The organism is Paenibacillus sp. sgz302115 (assembly GCF_056120445.1).
Genome location: NZ_JBVYOK010000017.1, coordinates 47534 through 67250, shown reverse-complemented (window position 1 = coordinate 67250; position 19717 = coordinate 47534). Strand labels below are relative to the sequence as shown.

18 protein-coding genes are annotated in these 19717 nt (G+C 52.1%); 2 read left to right on the top strand and 16 right to left on the bottom strand.

Going from position 1 to position 19717, the window contains the following annotated elements:
* The first annotated feature begins 120 nt into the window (after positions 1-120).
* A complete protein-coding gene (locus AC0LWN_RS24800; protein ID WP_474670088.1) occupies positions 121-879 on the top strand; it encodes a class I SAM-dependent methyltransferase in 759 nt (252 codons plus the stop codon).
* 1299 nt (positions 880-2178) lie between these two features.
* Here the strand turns inward: AC0LWN_RS24800 and AC0LWN_RS24795 are convergent.
* Together AC0LWN_RS24795 and AC0LWN_RS24790 are read right to left on the bottom strand one after the other, a co-directional pair.
* Positions 2179-3318: a DUF4367 domain-containing protein gene (locus tag AC0LWN_RS24795; RefSeq protein WP_474670086.1), complete on the bottom strand. Its 1140-nt coding sequence runs from the start codon at positions 3316-3318 to the stop codon at positions 2179-2181.
* Positions 3300-3848: an RNA polymerase sigma factor gene (locus tag AC0LWN_RS24790; RefSeq protein ID WP_474670187.1), complete on the bottom strand. Its 549-nt coding sequence runs from the start codon at positions 3846-3848 to the stop codon at positions 3300-3302. Before AC0LWN_RS24790 ends, AC0LWN_RS24795 begins: the two co-directional genes overlap by 19 nt.
* Positions 3849-4200: 352 nt before the next feature.
* Here AC0LWN_RS24790 and AC0LWN_RS24785 point away from each other — a divergent pair, with 352 nt between their 5' ends.
* Complete coding sequence (locus tag AC0LWN_RS24785; RefSeq protein WP_474670084.1) at positions 4201-4659, top strand: hypothetical protein; 459 nt, start codon at positions 4201-4203, stop codon at positions 4657-4659.
* A 121-nt stretch (positions 4660-4780) separates the two neighbouring features.
* Here the strand turns inward: AC0LWN_RS24785 and AC0LWN_RS24780 are convergent, their stop codons facing one another.
* The 14 genes from AC0LWN_RS24780 to AC0LWN_RS24715 form a co-directional block, all read right to left on the bottom strand.
* Positions 4781-5326, bottom strand: coding sequence for a carboxymuconolactone decarboxylase family protein (locus tag AC0LWN_RS24780; RefSeq protein ID WP_474670082.1), 546 nt, complete (start codon positions 5324-5326; stop codon positions 4781-4783).
* A gap of 15 nt (positions 5327-5341) precedes the next feature.
* A complete protein-coding gene (locus AC0LWN_RS24775) occupies positions 5342-6133 on the bottom strand; it encodes an ABC transporter ATP-binding protein (RefSeq protein ID WP_474670080.1) in 792 nt (263 codons plus the stop codon).
* Entirely contained in the window at positions 6130-6954 is an 825-nt protein-coding gene (locus tag AC0LWN_RS24770) for an ATP-binding cassette domain-containing protein (RefSeq protein ID WP_474670078.1), read from the bottom strand. Before AC0LWN_RS24770 ends, AC0LWN_RS24775 begins: the two co-directional genes overlap by 4 nt.
* Positions 6951-7958, bottom strand: a complete 1008-nt coding sequence (locus AC0LWN_RS24765) for a hypothetical protein (RefSeq protein ID WP_474670076.1) — start codon at positions 7956-7958, stop codon at positions 6951-6953. The genes AC0LWN_RS24770 and AC0LWN_RS24765 overlap by 4 nt, the downstream gene beginning before the upstream one ends.
* A 34-nt stretch (positions 7959-7992) precedes the next feature.
* Complete coding sequence (locus tag AC0LWN_RS24760; protein WP_474670074.1) at positions 7993-8826, bottom strand: ABC transporter permease; 834 nt, start codon at positions 8824-8826, stop codon at positions 7993-7995.
* Between the two features lie 17 nt (positions 8827-8843).
* The gene (locus AC0LWN_RS24755) at positions 8844-9761 is read right to left on the bottom strand and encodes an ABC transporter permease (protein ID WP_474670072.1); all 918 of its coding nucleotides are present in this window, start codon (positions 9759-9761) and stop codon (positions 8844-8846) included.
* 54 nt (positions 9762-9815) lie between these two features.
* Positions 9816-11348, bottom strand: a complete 1533-nt coding sequence (locus AC0LWN_RS24750; RefSeq protein WP_474670070.1) for an ABC transporter substrate-binding protein — start codon at positions 11346-11348, stop codon at positions 9816-9818.
* 30 nt (positions 11349-11378) lie between these two features.
* A complete protein-coding gene (locus AC0LWN_RS24745; RefSeq protein WP_474670068.1) occupies positions 11379-12362 on the bottom strand; it encodes a M14 family metallopeptidase in 984 nt (327 codons plus the stop codon).
* A gap of 153 nt (positions 12363-12515) precedes the next feature.
* Positions 12516-13232, bottom strand: a complete 717-nt coding sequence (locus AC0LWN_RS24740; protein ID WP_474670066.1) for a response regulator — start codon at positions 13230-13232, stop codon at positions 12516-12518.
* Entirely contained in the window at positions 13222-14832 is a 1611-nt protein-coding gene (gene dcuS, locus AC0LWN_RS24735; RefSeq protein ID WP_474670064.1) for a DcuS/MalK family sensor histidine kinase, read from the bottom strand. Before dcuS ends, AC0LWN_RS24740 begins: the two co-directional genes overlap by 11 nt.
* A gap of 30 nt (positions 14833-14862) precedes the next feature.
* On the bottom strand, positions 14863-16074 hold the full coding sequence (locus tag AC0LWN_RS24730; protein WP_474670062.1) for an MFS transporter: 1212 nt from the start codon (positions 16072-16074) through the stop codon (positions 14863-14865).
* A gap of 73 nt (positions 16075-16147) precedes the next feature.
* On the bottom strand, positions 16148-16693 hold the full coding sequence (locus tag AC0LWN_RS24725; protein ID WP_474670060.1) for a hypothetical protein: 546 nt from the start codon (positions 16691-16693) through the stop codon (positions 16148-16150).
* 131 nt (positions 16694-16824) lie between these two features.
* On the bottom strand, positions 16825-17244 hold the full coding sequence (locus AC0LWN_RS24720) for a DUF350 domain-containing protein (RefSeq protein ID WP_019912342.1): 420 nt from the start codon (positions 17242-17244) through the stop codon (positions 16825-16827).
* A 30-nt stretch (positions 17245-17274) separates the two neighbouring features.
* On the bottom strand, positions 17275-19641 hold the full coding sequence (locus AC0LWN_RS24715) for an endonuclease MutS2 (RefSeq protein WP_474670058.1): 2367 nt from the start codon (positions 19639-19641) through the stop codon (positions 17275-17277).
* Positions 19642-19717: the final 76 nt, after the last annotated feature.

Sequence of the window (19717 nt, the reverse complement as noted above, 5' to 3'; positions counted from 1 at the left end):
CAATCAACTATATAATATTTATATATTATTCTTATAAGAAGCCGTGCTATATAATAGATCATAAAGCTAGCCCGCAATGAGAATTAGGGGACATTCTGATCCAAGAAAGGAAACAAGAAGATGGTACAGCAATGGAATATAGGAAGCTATGATACAGCTATGTCGTTTGTGTCTCGTTACGGAGAGTCGCTGCTTGAACTGCTGCAGCCGCAGCAAGGGGAGCGGATTCTCGACTGGGGCTGCGGCACCGGAGACCTGGCCAGCGCCATTGCCGCTAACGGCGCTGACGTAACCGGAATCGACGCATCTGCCGAAATGATCCAAGCCGCACGCACCAAGTATCCCGATCTGACCTTTATTCTCGCGGATGGACAAAGGTACGTTGCGGAGCAGCCTGCCGACGCTGTCTTTAGCAATGCCGCCATTCACTGGCTGCGCGATGCAGACGGAGCTGCCGCCTCCATCGCTGCCAGTCTGCGGAAGGGAGGGCGTTATATCGCCGAATTTGGCGCACACGGCAATATCGCTTCTATCGTTTCAGGATTGCCGCACGCATTTGCCGCCATCGGTGCAAGCGACAAGCTGGAACTGCCATGGTACTTCCCCACAATCGGGCAGTATTCGACCTTGCTGGAACAGCATGGGCTGACCGTAGAACTAGCAGTCTGCTTCGACCGCCCAACGTCACTGGAAGAAGGGGATCTGGCTTTGCAGAAGTGGATCCTTACTTTTGCCAATGGGGTCTTGAGTGTACTGAATGTATCTGAGCGGGAGGCGCTCCTTCAGCATTTGGAGCAGGAGCTGAGACCAACGCTCTTTCAGAAGGGGCGCTGGGTAATGGACTATCGCAGAATTCGAGTAGTTGCTTACAAGCGGTAAGTCAGATCAATGGTCCTCTGCATATTTCACAAAGCTGAACCTCGCATCGCCAAGATCTTGTATGCCTAACCGCATTCTGCAGCAAATTGACCAGGATACGAAAAAACTGCTCGCCGGGGATAGCAACTTGCAGGCTCTCCCCTTCAATTAAGCTCGTGCGAGATATTCTGCAAGAACTCAATCTGGTTGCGCTGATGCTGCCGAATTCGATCCGACATCGACTGGAAGGTGGTAATCATTTCCCCAATCTCGGTTCTGTCCCCCCTGGGGAAAATCTTTCCCCGGTGAATAGGAAGGCTCATATCGCCCAACCGCTTCCTTCAGCCGATTAAGCGGCCGCACCACCCGCGAGACAGCGAGCAAGCCCGATTGCCAGAATAACAACAAAGCTGACGCCAATGGATAGCAATGTCGTTCTCATCAAAGATCCGTACAACGCTCTGAGCGAGGAGAACGGAGAATAGATGAATATTTCATTAGGAAGGCCTGACAGCCTTTCTTTGGCGTATAATATTTTCCGGCCGTGTAAAAGCGCTATTCCCTTACTCCCGGTAGGAGTATATTGCAGCAGCAACGATTTCAGCAACTTCGCCCCGCGTAACAGCTACATTTCTGGCTCCTTTTGTGGATATACCGCGTACAGGCCAGTTTTTTCTCTGGGCTACACTGTACACCGGGTCTGGCCATCCGTTGGCGTAATTGTTTGCTACGCAAGTTACTGGAACGTGTATGGACGCATTCTGGCTCTTGCGCTTATTCCTGTGTATTCCTCGTTTACGTAAGTGCTTCCTTGAGGGTTTGTTTAATCGGCAGGCCTACTTCCGGGGTGGTGTATTCCACAGAGTGACTTTCTCTGGTTCGGAAGCAATGCGCCTCAGGGACTGATTTGCTTGGCGTGCTTTTTCCTAACCTCTGGCTGGGGAATTCTATGCTGCGACTCCTGAACAATGGCGCTCATGGATGCACCGGTACTTGGCGTCGCTGCTTAGATGCAGTGTAGTCAACTCTCTTTTGAGGGTATGGCGTTCGGTGGCCTGAAAGCATGATTACAGGCAAAATGCAATTAAAGTAACTGAATCTTGTTGCTGGTGAGGCGGGATGCTTACGGAGGGTGGTATAGGCAAAGAGCCCGCGTCGGACGCGGGCTTCTGATGCTGGAGTTATTTTGATGTAAGAGATTCGTACAGAGTGCCAAGATGTATCTTCAGTCAACAGGGAGGCAACTCTAGGGTTAGGCGGAGATCTGGAAAGTACTTACAAGGCGCATCAGATAACTTGCAATAAAAGTGCCGGATTCGTTTAATTCATCATACTAGCGGCAATGCGGATGACCTCATCCTTGGTCAACTCCGATTTCTCCTGGCGAACCGTTACATGATAAATGATCTGCGCTTCCGGGTCAGGCCAGATCAGGTTATACATATACCCCATGTCAATCTTCTTGTTGCTGGAGTTTTCGAGATAAATGAGCTGCTTGCCGCCAATCTCAATATTCTCCACCTTTGTCGCTTTGGACCACGACAGGCCTTCTGCCGGTTTATCTTTGTCATCAACACGTGAGGCACTGATTCTCACCTGAACCTTCCCCTTCTTGTACACCAGTGAAGAAAAAAGATAGGCAATGTTCTCCGCCTTCTCCACTCTCCAGGTCAGCCGGAAGTTGTCTCCCAGGTCTCTCTCGCTTCCGCCTTTAAGCTGCTTCTCATCTGGAACCTTTATGAAAGAAGGCTTGATAATCGCCTGGTCCAAGGCATACCCGTCCGGCATATACCCCGGCTGCTTCACTATCGGAGCGTTGTACTTCTCTACACTGGTCTTATAGGCGGCATAGTCCTTGAACGTGATCGGCGGGCGGTACATGCCAAGATTAGGTTCTTCTTTCCGGTCTTCACGTGTGATAACATAGGTGGCATACTCTCCAGGAAGCAGCAGCTTCTCAAGGGTATTGTAGCCCTTTGAATATTTCATCTTGTAGAGTTCTTCCTCTTTGCTCGGCTGTACCTGGGCCGGCAAGGGAATCAAGGCTTCTTTCGCCTTCTCTATCATACCGCCTGATTTCGTCGCCGGAAGCGGCTTATAGGGCAGCACCTTGTACTGAAATTGGGCCCCCTGCCGGAGTTCACCGGAATACTGGATATAGCCACCGCCCAGCAAGACTATTACAAGGAGTGCCGCCACCCAGCCCTGCACGGGAACCCGCAGGATTCGCTTCCGGCTCCGCCCCGTTCCGGCTTCTGTCTCTAGCCTGCGCATAACGTTAGGAGCCCCTCCGTTTGGCGGAAGTGTCTGCAGAGGTGTCTGCTCTTCTGCAACAGGTAAGGTCCCGTCAAGCCCGAGCGCTTTCATTACCGGTTCATGAACATCAACGGGGATGAAATTGGCAGACCGGTCTCCGGCCTTCAGAAACCACTCCTCCGAGGTTAATTCACTCTTGCCCATAGTTGTTTCTCCTTTCTCTCCAACACCTTTTTAAGCTTGTTTTTGGTCCGTTCATATCTTTTGCGTGCGGTAGCCGTACTGACGCCCAGAATTTCGCCGATTTCCGCAAACGATTTATCTTCATAAATACGCAGAATCAACAAATTCCGGTCTTCCACATTCAGCTTCCCCAGGGCGGCCGAGACCGGCTCGCTGAACAGGCCGTTCTCGACCATTTGTTCGGCGCTGTTCACCGCAACCTCCTGCCGGAGCAGCTTGCGCAGCTGAAGCTGAAATTTCTGCCGCCGCAACTGATTCAGACAATGGTGGTAAGCGATCTTATAGAGCCATGATACGAAATCCGCCTGCGGCTTGTATTGCCCGATATTCTGATAGGCCTTAATCAGGACATCCTGCACCGCATCCTCCGCCTCTTCCCTGCTGTTCAGCAGCCGGAAGCAGTAGAAGTATATCCGCTGCTGGTACAGCCTGATTACATCTGAGAACAGGCGGGCATCTCCGGCCTGTATCCTCCTAATCTTCTCTTCCATTGAATCCACGTTGGTCTCCTTTCTTCTATTTCTTCTGTTTCTATAGATATAACACTTGAGCAGCCTCAGGCGTGACATTTATTTCTTCCGGCTGCACAGCAAAAGAGACCAACAGATGAATCCCTGTTGATCTCCCTATCCACGGTTTATAAGCAAATTCAGGAGAGCAAGAGCATGAGACTCCTGCTTATTTCACCCATGTGTTCTCCAAATACACAGGGATGAGTCCAAAGGAATACAAGCTTAATTATTCACAGACTGAATTGGGATAAAGCCGCCGGTATTTGCGTGGATGTGCTTATAGTTTTATAATTGGGACTTACAGAATCGTATTACAAGGAGGACAGAAACTATGGAGAAAAGCAAAAAATATATGCTAGCCGGTGCAGTCCTGACGGCAGCAGGTATTTCTCTAATGACCTATACAGCAAGCCGCTATACTTCATTTAAGAGAGTGGTTTCCAGAATGATCCGTCTGGAAGATATCGCCTCACTTGAAATCACCCGCTTGTCCTCTGTTCCCGGTGAACAAAAGAATATTGTGGTTACTGAGCCGGAGGCTATTAAACAAATATGTGATGATTTCTCTGATGTCCGGTTAAGGAAATTAGCAAGGAATGTAAGCACAGGCGACAAATACAGCTATTATATAACTATCGTACAAGCTGACCGGAAGCAACGTTTCGATATTATTCTGAAGGACAAACATCATATGATTATTTATGATAATGATATGAACAATCCGCATTTACATACTTACAAGATTATGAGTCCATTTTATCCGCAAGCACTGAAACAGGCCTTTGATTGATACCCAGGTCCGGAGACCAGGGCAAACTATAAACCTCAGCACTGATTTATTTTAGGAAAAACAAACAAAGAAACCGCTTGGTCTTATTTAACCCAAGCGGTTCTTCATTTATCCTGTGAGCTCAGCCCTTGGCCGGAAGAATATCCTTGTTGAACTCTACTTCGAACAGATACTCGTCCAGATCCACTTTCATCGCTTCGTTGAAGATGTTGGAGGCAATCATCTTGCAGCCAACCGTTGTAATCAGCACGATCTCTTCGTTCGAAAAATGCTTCTTCAGCCCTTGGTAGATCGACGGGTCAATGTTATTAGCGTTGTTGACCAATCCCCGGCCGTAAGCAATCAGCACATTCTCCACGTCTGTAAACTCAAATTCATCGAAAGCCAAATCCAGATCACGGAGCAGCTTGGCATGATAAGTCGAACAGACCAGGCAATCGTTCTCGGTAGAGATAGCATAACAGTAAAAATATACGGCCCGGCTGCCTATGATCTTCTGCAGCTCGTTGCGCACCGGGTAGAACTCCATCGCCCGGAATGAAGGCATGGAATAGAGCAAGGTCCGGACCATGTTAGTGATGCGGGCATTGCTTTGTATCTTTTCATCATATAAAGCCTTAGCTTCCTGCGACATTTCTTCGTATTGGAGTACTGGAACTATACTCATAATGTAATTCCTCCTTCAGCTTTCTTCAAAATAAGGGATATCAATTTTAGGAATAGCTTGAATCAGGGACTGTGTGTAGGAATGCTGTGGATCTAAAAACACTGCCTGAGTGGAGCCCGACTCCACCACTTCTCCTTGTCTCATCACCATCACCCGCTGAGAGATGCTGTAAATCACTTCAAGTCCATGGGCGATGAATAAATAGGAGATTCCCCGGGTCTGCTGAAGCTCCTTAAGCAAATCCAAAATTTGCGACTGTATGGTCATGTCCAGCGCCGAGGTAGGCTCATCGCAGACAATGATGGCCGGGTCCGCCGCCAATGCGCGGGCGATCCCCACACGCTGACACTGCCCTCCGGATAACTCGCGGGGATAGCTTTGCTTAGCATATCCCGGCAGACCAACATCCTCCAGCAGCTTGTCCACTCGCAGCTCTATTTCCCGCGGAGACAGCTTGAAGTATAACCTCAACGGCTCGGCTAAAATATCCCGAATCTTGAGGCGGGGATTCAGCGACGAAACCGGATCCTGAAAGATATACTGAATGTTCCGCTTCATCGCAAGCGAACGTTTGTCGATGGCATTCAGCCCCTTGCCATCCATGACAATCTCCCCTGCCGTAACCTTGAGCATTCCGGCAATCATTTTGGCCAGCGTGGTCTTCCCGCTGCCGGATTCACCGACAATACCCAGCGTTTCCCCCTTCATCAGGGTAAAGGAGACGTCTTTGACGGCAGTGAAAAGGCCGCCATTTTTCATCCGATAGGTTTTGCTAAGTTGCTTGGCTTCCAATACGGGCTGATTCATTTAGCCGCCTCCCCTTTGAAGTAAATCCGGGGCATGCTGTTCAACAGCTTCCGGGTATAGGGATGCTGCGGATTCGTGAAAATCTGCGCCTTGGTCCCCTGCTCCACCAATACACCTTTGTTCATGACCATTACCCTGTCTGCCATTTCATATACAACTCCCAGATCATGGGTGATGAACAATAGCGTCATACCATATTGCTGCTTGAGCTTACGGAGCAGCTTCAGAATATTCGCCTGAACAGTAACGTCCAGTGCAGTCGTCGGCTCGTCCGCGAGCAGCAGCTGCGGCTTGGACGACAAGGCCATGGCGATCATGACACGCTGCCTCATCCCGCCCGACAGCTGGAACGGGTACTGTTTGACCACTTCATCTACATTGCGGATTTCCACCTGATGCAGCAGCAGCTTGGCCTCCGCCAGTGCCGCCTTCCGGCTCAGCTTCGGGGAAGCATGCAGCCTGATCACGTCAATCATCTGCGTGCCGATCGTGTAAACCGGATTAAGCGCACTGAGTGCATCCTGAAAGATCATTGCCATCTGCCGCCCGCGAATAGCATCCATCTCCTTCTCGCTCAGGGTCAGCAGGTCCTTGCCCTGGAACAGAATCTGTCCGCTCCGGTACGAGGCGGTAGATTCCGGCAGCAGCTGCATGATGGATTTGGCGGCTACGCTTTTCCCGCTGCCGGATTCACCTACGAGACAGACGGTTTCTCCGGCAGGAATTTCAAAAGATAACCCGGAGAAAACGATGGTGTCGCTTTTGCTGGTATTGAAGCCTACAGTCAGATTGTTCACTTCAATTAATGGATTTGTACTCATAGGCTTGGCTCCTTGAACAGAGGGACTAACGGAAGCTCTGTCCCCATCTCTCCCAGCAGACGGTTCAGAGCAGCATCCGCCAGCGCCAGATCGAAGATAGACAGACCGAACGCATTGAACATCAGCTTCTGTCCCGCATTCTGCAGTGGCGGCGTCCCGTGAAGAATATAATTCTCCAGCAGCTGAACCTTGTCTCCCACCGCCGGCTGTTCTCTGGCCAACTGGAACAAGGATTGGCTGCTGGTGAGGATGCCTCCCTGATAATCGTCACAGATAATCGCATCGAAGGCATTCACCGCATCGGCGGCTATATCCGCTCTTCCAATATGCAAATATAAGTGCCCCTTAACAAAGTGGGAGGGGGTCAGATAAGGACTGCCTGTCGAGGTAGCAGCAAGGACAATCCGGGCGAAATCCAGTGTTTGCGGCAGCTCACGGTGGACCTGCCAGACAAACTGGCGGTCCGCTGACAGCCTGCCCATTTCTTCTTGGAATTGCTTGGCATGGCTGTAGTTGCGGCTCCAGACATGCACCTCTCTCAGATTCTGCAGATAAGGCAGCAGACCCAAGAACTGATGGCGGGCCTGAAAGCCTGTTCCGCAGATTAGGAGCGAGTCTGCTGCCGGGTCGGCTAAATATTTCACTGCCGTGGCCGACACCGCCGCAGTCCGCAGTCCGCTGATCAGCTCGCCTTCGACAAGCGCTTTGGGCACCCCGGTTAATAGATCATTAAGCACAATCACAGGATGGGTATAGGATTGACCAGCCGCTGACGGGGGCACGTGCGAAGACCACTTGATCCCGGCCACCTGCGCCTCTTTGAGGTAAGCGGGCAGAGAGTAAAAAGCACCCGCTTCCGGCTGCGCTGGAAGCATCGCAATTTCCTGCGCGCCTGCGGCTGTTCCAGCCGCTTTTTGCCTAAAGATGTGTTCGATAATCGGCTGGGCCACCCTGATGTCGGCAATACCGCTTCTCTTGATGTGTTCACGCGATAAGATATACAATTCGAAACTCACTCCTATCCCTGGCCGGAAAAGCTTACTGCGCTTTCTCTCTCAACCAGTCACTGAGCAGATTAACGGTCAGAATGACAAAAGCGATCACGAGCCCTGGCAGCGTGGACAGCCACCAGGCCGTGCTGATGTAGTTCCTGCCGTCATTGATCATTCCTCCCCATGATGGGGTAGACACATCTATCCCCAGCCCCAAAAAGCTTAACGATGCCGCGAGCAGAATCATACGTGACATCTGCAGTGCTACCTGAGTCGCAATTGTATAGAAGGTGTTGGGAAAAATATGTCTTCTCATCACCGCAACATCCGATACCCCCATCGCCTGTGCCGCCTGCACATACTCCAGCTCCCGCAGAGACAGAACCTGGCTCCGCACGACACGGGCAAAGGTCACCCAGCCTGTAATAGACAATACAATGACAATGTTCGTCAAGCCGGAGCCGAGCACCGCAACCATTACGATAGCTAGCAGCATGCTGGGAATAGACATCTGAATATCCGCCAGCCGCATCATAATGGCATCGATTTTACCGCCGTAATAACCTGAGATAATTCCGATAATACTGCCGAACACGCCCGAGATCGCCACCGCCAAAATGCTCATCCACAGGGATAATCTCCCCCCATACAGCAGGCGGCTGAACACATCTCTGCCTAATTGGTCCGTCCCGAGCAGACTGATGCCCGAATGGGAATTGAATGCGCTGAACGGTGCAATGAAGATATCCTGCAACGACTGTTTGTATGGATCAAAGGGAGCAAATAAGGGGGCGAACATCGTCAGAATGAAAATCACACTCAGCGACAGAATGCTGACGACGCCTTTGGTGTTGCCCCTAAGCAGAGATTTATTGTTCATGGTGGTTCCTCTCTTCATTATTGCACTTTGATTCTGGGGTCAATCCGAAGATAGATTAGGTCCGTGATAAAGTTGATAAAAATGTAAATAATACTAATGATCAGAATGCTGGCCTGCACCAGCGGAAAATCACGGTTGCTGACACCCTGGATAATGAGCTGCCCGACTCCGGGCCAGGAGAATATCGTCTCCGTGACCACCGCTCCGGCAATCATCACCCCAAATTCCAGACTGATTACCGTAATAACCGGGAGAAAGGCATTTTTCAGCCCCCGCTGCAGCACACGCCGCCGCTTCGAGAAGCCCTGTGCCTTGCTGGTTGTCATGTAGCTCTGGTCAATGACCTCGATCAAAGAGGCACGCATCGTGCGTGCGATCGGCGCAATAGGATACGCCGCCAGAGTAAGGGCGGGAAGAATCAGTGATTCCAGCCCCTGGTTGCCGGAGGTCGGCAGAAGATGCAGGTTAACGGCGAAAATCAGAATGAGCACAATCCCAACCCAAAAACCAGGAAGGGATTGTATAAGAAATACGCCGCCGCTCAGCACATGATCGATGAAGCTGTTTTTTTTGTAAGCGGACAAAATACCTGCGGAAAGACCTAACACTACAGCAATCAGGATAGCCGATACAGCCAAATCAATTGTAGCAGGCATCCGGCCAAGCACCAGTGACAGAGCCGAGTCCTTGTAATACAAAGAGTTGCCCAAGTCTCCCGTCACCAGATTCTTGAGATAATCAATATACTGCAGCCATACGGGCTGGTTGAAGCCCAGGTTCTCCCGCAGAGCCGCCACCTGATCTTCACTGGCTTCAGGCGGCAGCATCAATCTGGCGGGATCACCGGACAGGCGGATAATAAAGAATACGATGGTCGCTGCCCCCAGCACAGCCAGCAGCGACTGCAAAAAGCGCTTGAACACATACCGTTTCAATCTAAACCCACTCCATTTCCGGCCTTAATGTCATCGCCGACCGAGCACGCATCATTATTTGCTTGCAGCGGTGATTGTGCTTACCGGAATCGATCCATCCACGCGTCCATTCCAATTCAGCTTGTTGGATACACCGTAGTACTGGTTTTCCTGGTACAGGAAAATACGCGGCGCATCCTGTATTACCTTTTCCTGAATTTCTTTATACAGGGCACTGCGGCGGGCTTCGTCTGTAGTGGATCTGGCTTCATCCAGCTTGGCATCTACATCCGGGTTGGCATAGGTCGAATAGGATTCTCCTGAACGCAGAATCGCATAGATTGCCGCATCGGCATCCAGCGTGTTCGTGCTGCTCCAACCCAGAACATACATCGGAGACTGCTTGCCGGAAGGCACCAAAGTACGGTAGACCGAGCTCTCGATATTGTTGACGGTAATGTTGACCCCAACCGCCTTCAACTGCTCAGCGATAACCTGGGCCACGTCAGTGTTCTTGATGTACCAGCCCACAGTATCCAGCGTAGAGGAAAATCCATTCGGATAGCCCGCTTCAGCCAGCAGCGCTTTAGCCTTCTCCGGGTTGTATTCATAAGCGTCGAACTCTCCGGCATAACCAAAATCCTTAGGCCCGATCAGACTGTTCGTCTCCACTGCCGCACCCTGCAGCACGTTATCAACAATAGACTTCACATCAATGGCATAGTTGAGTGCTTGTCTGACTTTTGGATCGTTGAACGGTTTTTCCGCTGTTTTCAAGCCAACATAGACGGTGTTGCCCGCTCTTTCCACAGTGGACAGCTTCGCGGTCGCCGAGGAAGTCACCTTCTCACGGTCTTCGGGAGAAACAGCGGTAATGATGTCCACTTCACCGTTGAGCAGTGCGCTTACACGGGTAGACGCCTCAGGAATGGAACGGAAGGTCACTTTCTTGACCTCTGGCGCTCCTCCCCAGTAATTCGGGTTAGCTTCCAGTTGTACGCTGCTGCCTTTGTCCCAGCTAACGAATTGATAAGGACCGGTTCCAACCGGCTTCTGGGCGAACTGCTCCTGTCCTACCTCTTCAGCATACTTAGGCGGTACAATTTCGGTAGGGTAGCGGTTGAAGCGCGTCGGAACCAGCGGATCCGGTTTTTTGGTAATAACATGTACGGTATATTCATCAATCACCTTAACCTCTTGAATGGTCGAAATGTAGCTGGCTGTAGGTGCATTGTTATCAGGGTTCAGCACCCGGTCGATGGAATATTTCACCGCATCAGCGTTGAACGGTTCATCATTTGTGAATTTCACGCCTTGGCGAAGCTTGAATTCCCAAGTCGTATCGTTTATCTGGCTCCAGCTCTCTGCCAGGCCAGGCACCAGCTTCTCATTCTCATCGCGCTTGACCAGCGTGTCGAAGATATTGTCAACCACCTGGGCGTTCTCAGTCAGAAAACCCGGGTCAAGCCCGTTAATGTCAAATGCGCGGGCAATGGTAATCTCCAGCGGCCCTTCAGCAGCGGTGTTCTTTGAAGTTCCGGTCGTGGAGCAGCCGGCAATCAGCAACGTCAGCACCATCAGAATAGCAAGCAGTTTCGTCTTGTTCATTGTAGATCCCCCTGTTGTACATAATTTTGTCTATTCTATAATTCCAAGCATTACTGCATAGCCCTTGTCGTTCACCAGCGCTGCGGAATGAATGGATAGAATAATTGCCTTGTCTACCGGACAGATGAGCCTCTGCATCTTGTAATCCGGATATGATACCACCTCAATTAACGTGTCCCCCCGGCGTACAATACTGCCCGCCTGGGTATGGCTTTGCTGCACCCCAAACAGCTCGAACCTCAATTCCCTGATTTCTGAGATGGAAAAGGGCGCATTGTCCGCCAATTGCTCCGGCTGAATCTCTTCTTGCATCCCCAGCCGGTTAAGTATGGTATGAATCGACTTCTCATGCCGGTTCACATCCACCTCACGCCAGGTAATTCCACCGCCGCTCTCCAGCAATACAGCCGGAATTCCTGCGCGGCACACCTCATTAATCAACATGCCCTTGGATTGAAAATCGCATGTGTACACCGCTGCAAGATCCACACCCGCCAGAATATCAAGCGCAGCCTTGTAGGCCTGTGGATGGTCGGCGGCAACCATGGCAAACGGACAGACATCCAAAAACTTCCCGCCCCCATGCAGATCAATCATGAAATCGGCGGAGGAGGTAATCCGCTGCGCCAGCCAGGCCCCATAACGGTAGGAATATGTATCCTGCCTATCGTGACCGAACACCCGGTTCAGATTCACGTTGTCGATAGGACTCCCATTCGTGCCTGCTTGATAGGCACCGGCATTCACGATGGGACATATGACGATACTACCGGATAGACTATCAAGCGGAAGCTTCTCAATCATACGTAAACAAGTCAAAATGCCGTCATATTCGTCACCATGCAGCGCGGCCTGAATCCATAAGGTTGGACCCTTCCTGGCACCCTTCAGCAGGATAAATACAACAGAATTCCCCTCAAAGTGTTCTTCTACCCTGGACACCGACTGTTCCGGCTGAAGGGAGAATGCTTCTTGCAGGGTTGAATAGTGCAAATTGGATGACAGTCTGGTCATGCCCCCTTCCCCTTATCTTTATAGATTGAAAATACTATTTCCGACTTTTCCAGTCGGTTTTCCAATGATTTTATCAGTATTTGTAGAAACTTGTCAACGGTTTGTGGCAACTCAAAAAAAAGAAGGACCCGCAGGTCCCTCGCAAACTTCCATTCAAATATATTTAGTGATCAGCTCATGCCCGGCAGGAGTAACCGTGTACATGTACACCGGTCTGCCCACCGCCCCATAGCTGATCTCCATCTCCAGCACGCCGGCCTCCGTGAGAAAAGCCAAATATTTGCGCACGGATATCCGCGAAATCGGGGCATTCGAAGTGATCTCCTCGGTGGAAAACACCTGCTTCTCCAGCTCCCGTATCGTGTTCCATATGCTCTCCAGCGTTCCTTCGGTAAGGCCCTTGGGCAGCGTTCCGGTCTTATCCTCCTCCGTCCCCAGAGAATGCCGCAGCAGCTTGTCGAGCTGCTCCTGGCTCAGATGCTCCCTATGCTTCATCAGAGCGAAATCCTCACGGTATGCCGACAATGCCGCCTGAAAACGTGCGAACTCGAAGGGCTTGATCAAATAATCGACAGCCCCGTACTGCAGCGCTTTACGAATGCTTCCATTGTCGCTGGCTGCAGAAATCACGATAATGTCAACCATACTTCCCTGCTCCCGCAAGGATGAGAGCAGCTGAAGCCCACTGGTGTGCGGCATATAAATATCAAGCAAAATCAGGTCCACTTCAAGCTCGGCAAGCATCCGCGCGGCCTCGTCTCCCGAAGCTGCCCAGCCCGCAAACTCGAAGCCCTGGACCTGCTCCAGATAATGACGGTTGAGCTTCGCCACCATCGGATCATCTTCAACAATCAGCACCTTAATGTTCATTCATCACATCACCCTTTACAGCATACGGCACATCGGCCAGGAACGTCGTTCCCGGCATACCGCCGTCTATAATCCGCAGCTCGCCCTGCAGCTTGTCCACACTTTTGCGGACCAGGTACAGGCCGATTCCCCTCTTTTCTCCCTTGGTGGAGAAGCCTTGAACAAATACCTGCTCCCGCAGCGCTTCCGGAATTCCCGGTCCGCTGTCTCCCACGATGCAGTGCAGGCGGCCACGGTCATAATGAAAAGCAAGCTCAATTTCCTTGACGCTCCGCCCTTCTAGCACTTCCATCGCATTGTCGAGCAGGTTGCCGGCAATCGTGATCAGCTCATGAATGCTTTGCGGGTCCGCCGACTCCGGCAGGTAGCTGTCCTCCGTCAGCTGCAGCTCAATTCCCGCTTCACGGGCCCGGCTGAGCTTTCCCAAAAGAAATCCGGCCATTACCGGGTCCTTGATCTGCCTCGTAATCGAGCCGATCTCCTTCTGGTAGTTGCTGACCGTTCCCGAAATGTACTGCTGCAGCTCACCGTACAAGCCCATGTGCGTCATGCCCATAATGACATGCAGCTTATTCATGAATTCATGCGCCCCTGCCCGCAGGGCATCGGCGTATACGGAAATACCGGACAGCCGTTCCGCCAGCACGGCAAGCTCGGTCTTGTCACGGAACGTGGCGATAGCGCCGGCAATCTGGCCGCCCACCCGAATCGGAAGACTGTTCACCAGAAGCGCAATGCCGCCAAGCTCAACATCCTGATCCTGCTTCACTTCACCGGTTGTCAGCACAAGCTCAAGCCGGAGCTCCGGCCAGTAGTCGGCGATATGCCGGTTCATTGCACCCCCGGTGATGCCCGACCCTCTCAGAAGCCGTTCGGCTTCCACATTGATCATTGTAATCCGCGCCTCATGATCTATCGCAATAATGCCCTCTCGCGTGGACTGCAGCATGGCACTGCGTTCCTCCAGCAGCTTGGAAATATCCGAAGGCTCCATGCCGAACATCATGTCTTTGATTTTCCTCGCCAGAACGACAGCTCCCCCGGCTCCCAGCAGAGCGCCGGACAGCAGAATGGCAATAATCGTCCATTCGTTTTGTCTGACCAGGCGGTGAACCCGGTCCAGCGAAAGACCGACCACAACTACCCCAAGCTGATATCCCTGACCGCTGTATACAGGCACAAAGGCGCGCAGCGACTTGCCGAGCAGTCCCTCGCCTTCAGAAATGCTCTCTTCACCATGCAGCGCCTCCTTCTGGCCTCCACCGACAAAGGGCTTGCCAATCTTCGAAGCATCGGGATGCGAATAGCGGATACTGTTCATATCAATTACAACTACAAACATAATATCATTGCGGCGGGTGATTTTGGAGGTATAGGCCTGAATCTCCTTATTGCGCCCTTCCCTGAGTCCGTCTGACACAAGCGGCATCAATGCAATCGTGCGGGCTATTGTAATCGCCTTGTCCTCCAGGGCATGCCTGGTCTGCGGAATAATCTGATTCCGGAAAATAAAGTATAAAACCAGCAGCACCACCAGCACCACGGTGGATACCATCATTGTAACCCTTGTCCTAAGGCCGTATTTTTCTTTCTTCGCCAATCGAAAGTATCCCCCTATTCCGTACACGCTTCAAGATGGATTCCATTTACGGCTTCGCTTCAGCAAACGGCGCAGAACCAGCCAGCTCCCCAGTGGAGCCGTTCCCAGCAGCAGCATCAGCAGTGTGATAACCTGCGTCGAGCTGGTCACGGACAGCACAGCGATGAACACGAACATTCCCAGCAGCCGCCCGCTCATCAAGCTAAGCTCACGCAGAACCACAAGCTCCACCCGTTTGCCTGCGCTTTCTGCCGACAAGCCCATCAAATCGAAGCTGGTCGAAGTCATTGGCAGCATGTAGAGCGGAAGGCAAAGCGAGGTTCCAATGCCCATAATCAGCAATGTACCATAGCTGAGCTTCCATAGCAGCGGTACAATGACGGCCACCAGCAGCAGACCACCGGCCAGCATTCCCGTCAACCGGTATTTAGGCTTGAACCATTTTCCCGCAGCATAGTAGCTGACCAGTGACACAGCCGAAGTAATAAACGCAAATTGTCCGAGCTTGCTCTCCTCTTTGGCCGCAATGTATACCAGAAGTCCGATCAGGAACGAAAACACGCCCTCCCGGAGACCCTGAAACAGCAGTGCCCCCGATGCAAATCTCCACGGACTTCCCGCACGGGACAGCTCTTTCCATGGCTCAAGCCACAGATAAGTTCCCTCGCTCTTGCGTTTCTTCAGCAGAAAGCTAAGCGCCGCTGCCACACTGTAAATGCAGAGCGAGATAATAAATACCACCCGGTAGCCCCGCTCCCCCGGCCACAGAGAAATAAGCCAGCCGGAAACCCACGGCCCGATGATGCCGGTACAAGAGCTCAGCAGCCCCATCCAGCCATTAAAAAAATCGCGGTTCTCCGCTTCGGTAATTTCAAAAAACACAATATTGAACGCCAGCCAATAAAAGCCGATCGCAAGCCCCAGAGTCAATCCCAGTGGCCAGATATAATGGACGGAGTTCCCGCCTAAGCGCAGCACTAGTAAATAAAAAAAGCCCGAAACGGCAATTCCCAGCCGCAGGGCATTCATCTTATTATGTTCCTTCACCCATTTACCGCCCAGCCAAAAGCTTAGGCCGAGAGCTACTTGCTGGGCAACCGCAAACCAGCCGATCATGGCAAAATTCTGGCGGCTCTTCCACAAATACACGTTCAGAAAAGTACCTGCCAGCATGCTTGCCAGCATATACAGTCCGCCCACAGCAAGCAGCAGAACGGCCTGATTCCGCAATAAATTTTTCATGTGTAACCCTCCTGCCTCCTGAACAATTCTTGCTTTAACATGTCCAGAAAAAAGGGAAACCATGAATCAGCCTTTACTTGGCGCCAGTGCTCAGGTTGCGTACAAGCTGAATGCGGTCTTCCTGCGCCAGACTGTGCTGCACATGGAAGCACGAAGGGCAGACGAAGACATTGAGCGCAAACGGCGGCTTCAGCACAGGTCCGCCCAGTGCTTCCGGCGAAGAAGGCTCGAAGCCGGTTACCTGCTGCTTGCCTGACAACAGCATAAGCTCATGGCACTGCGGGCATTCCGGCGCCTCTAACTGAGCTGCCAGAATTGCCGCTACACTTTTCTCATAACGCTTCAAATCATAATCGTCGCCGAACTGGACCAGTGTATTAAAGATCGGAACCACACTGTCCTTATCGTCGTCATCCCATAGATTATCGTCACTTACAACCTCATTGTCCGTCTCGCCAGCCACTTCCGGCTCGTCCTCATCCTCCAGGTCATCAATACCCAGCGTAACCGTACGGTATCCGCTAAGCTCATTGTTGCAGTGGGGACAGATATCCTCCGGGCCGAACTCCTCGTCCCATACAATCTCCGTATGACACCAAGGGCAAACTGTTGTTTCCATCTGAAATATCTCCTTCTTACCTCACATTTGAATTCAGTTGATCATTAGATAAAGAATGCCTGCGGCTAAAAAAGCAAGGGCAGAAAAGAAGAGCACCCGAACCAAAATCTTCATATCGTTCTACCCCCGCTTTAGAAAATAGCAGCACCAATCACATAGGACAGGGATATGGAGATCAGCATGGCAGTCAAGCCAACAGCCCTGTTGTCCGCAGCAATTTCATCATCAATGGAGAACACCGGGGTCAGAAACTCGAATAGGAAATAGGCCAAAATCAGCAGCAGAAATCCGACAACCGCCCATTTCATCGTGTCGTAGATCGACGCTCCCGAATCAATGCTGAAGCGCAGAATGTTGCAGATGCCGAAGATTTTGCCGCCGGTCGCCATAGCTACCGCCACATTTCCTTTACGGATTTCTTCCCAGCAATTATATTTGGTCACCATCTCAAAGAAGGACAGAAACACCACCAGGCCAAGTATCGCCACAGCGAAGTAGCCAAGCAGCGCACCCAGCGGATGATCCAGCAAAAGATCAATATTTTCTTGCATGCTCCCCCTCTTTCTGCCGGACTCCAGCCGCTATTGCAGTTCAGCCACGGTTACGCCCGCGCCGCCTTCATTATAATTCCCGAGCCGGTAGCTCTTGACATGCTTATGCTTGCGCAGGTATTCCTGAATGCCTGTGCGCAGCACCCCGGTTCCCTTGCCGTGAATAATCGAAATTTGTCCCAGATTGCCCAGGAAGGCCTCGTCAATAAAGCGGTCTGTCTCCATAATCGCCTCTTCCAGATTCGCGCCCCGCAGGTCCAGCTCACTGCGGATGTTCTCATCGCGGGTACGCTTAACCGTCGTTGCACGGCGAAGCGCCGGCGGCGGGGTATCGGGGGCTGAGGCCAGAAATTCCAAGTCCTCAAGATTAACCTTCATCTTCATAATGCCGAACTGAACAATGGCTTCCTTAGGACCGCTTAGCTCCACGACAAAGCCCTTTTGATTCACATTCTGCACTTTTACCTCATCACCGGGCTGAATCTTCCGCGGTGCCTTAACGCTGCTGCGGGAGGCCGTCTTCTTGCGCGGCGCCGGTTCCGCTTCATCAAGGCGGCGGCGGGCTTCAATCAGCTTGTGCTCCTTGACCGAAGCCCCTTCCTCCATCGCCAGGCGGCGCAAATCGCTGATAATTGTCTCAGCTTCCTTACGCGCTTTGTCGAGGATGGCACTGGCATCCTTCTCCGCCTTCTCCAGCCGCTTGTCGCGCTGGCTCTCCAGCTTCTCCAGCTCCTGCTGCTGCCGCTTGCGGAATTCCTCCGCTTCACGGCGGATCACCTCGGCGCGTTCACGTTCGTTCTCCGCTCCAAGACGGTTCTCTTCCAGGGAGGCAATCATATGCTCCACGCGCAGGTCTTCTTCTTTGACCTCGCCGCGGGCATGCTCCAGAATGGCGTTCGGCAGACCGAGACGTTCGGCAATTGCGAATGCGTTGCTTCGTCCGGGCACACCAATAAGCAGACGGTAGGTGGGGCTAAGACTCTGCACATCAAATTCCATACTGGCATTGATAACGCCCTTGCGTTCGTAAGCATAAGCTTTCAGCTCGCTGTAGTGCGTGGTTGCCACCATCCGGCACTCGGTCCGGTGAATATGCTCAAGTATGGCAATCGCCAGAGCCGAGCCTTCGGCCGGGTCGGTTCCCGCGCCTACCTCATCCAGAAGAATCAGGCTCTTCGGAGTCATTCTCCGCAGGATGGAGATAATATTGGTCATATGGCTGGAGAAGGTACTGAGGCTCTGCTCAATGCTCTGCTCGTCGCCAATGTCAGCATAAATCGCATCGAACACGCACATCTGGCTGCCTTCCTCAGCCGGGATAAACAATCCCGACATCGACATCAGGCTGAGAAGACCAATCGTCTTCAGCGTAACGGTCTTACCTCCTGTATTCGGTCCGGTCACGATGATAGAGCTGTACTGATTGCCTAGCTCCACATCAAGCGGAACGACCTGCTCCGCAGGGATTAGCGGATGCCGCCCCTTGCGCAGCTTGAGATAACCACGGTCATTCATCCGCGGCTGAATCGCCTTCATGTCGCGGGCCAGCCGCGCTTTGGCGAAGATGAAATCAAGCTCGCCCAGAATATCCACGTCATAGGCCATTTCCTCGGCAATATCGCCGACAAGCGCCGTCAGACGGTGCAGGATAATCTCAATCTCGCGCTCCTCGCGCAGCCGTGTCTCACGCAGCTTGTTGTTCATCGCCACAATGGATTCCGGCTCAATGAACAGCGTCGCCCCGGAGCCGGACTGGTCATGCACAATCCCGCCGAAATGGGCGCGGTATTCTGCCTTAACCGGAATAACAAACCGGTCGCCGCGAATCGTCACAAGCTGGTCCTGCAGCATTTTGGCTACAGAGGAAGAACGGATCATGGAATCCAGCTTCTCGCGGATTCGGGCCTCGCCTCCGCGCAGCTCACGGCGGATTGTGGCAAGCTCAGGGCTTGCTGTGTCCAGCACCTCTGCATTCTCATCGATGCAGGCACGGATGGCATCCTCCACATGCTTCTGCTCCGACAGCAGATCGCTCTGTGCGAACAGGAACGGGATCGGCTCATCCTCATGCATCGCTGCGAGGAAACGCTTGACTCTTCGCGCCCCGCCGATGGTGTTGCCCACGGAGAGCAGCTCGCCTGTGTTCAGCATCCCGCCAATGGAAGCACGCTTCAACGCCATCTTGATATCCGTCACGCCGCCGAAGGAAGGGATTCCCTTCAGCCGGTCAACATTTGCCGCTTCGTCAGTAGCCTGCAGCAGCAGCTTTACGCCTTCAAAATCGCCAGAGGGTCTGAGGGCTTCCGCAAGCACTCGTCCCATTGGGGTCTGCGTATATTGCATCAATTTATTTAAAATCTTGCGATATTCAAGCGTATGCAAAATTTTGTCGTCCAATTACAGTCACAGCTCCCTTCATAGATGGTTCCATTATACCTAATTCAGCCCATTTTCGCTATTTGGGTATGTTTCA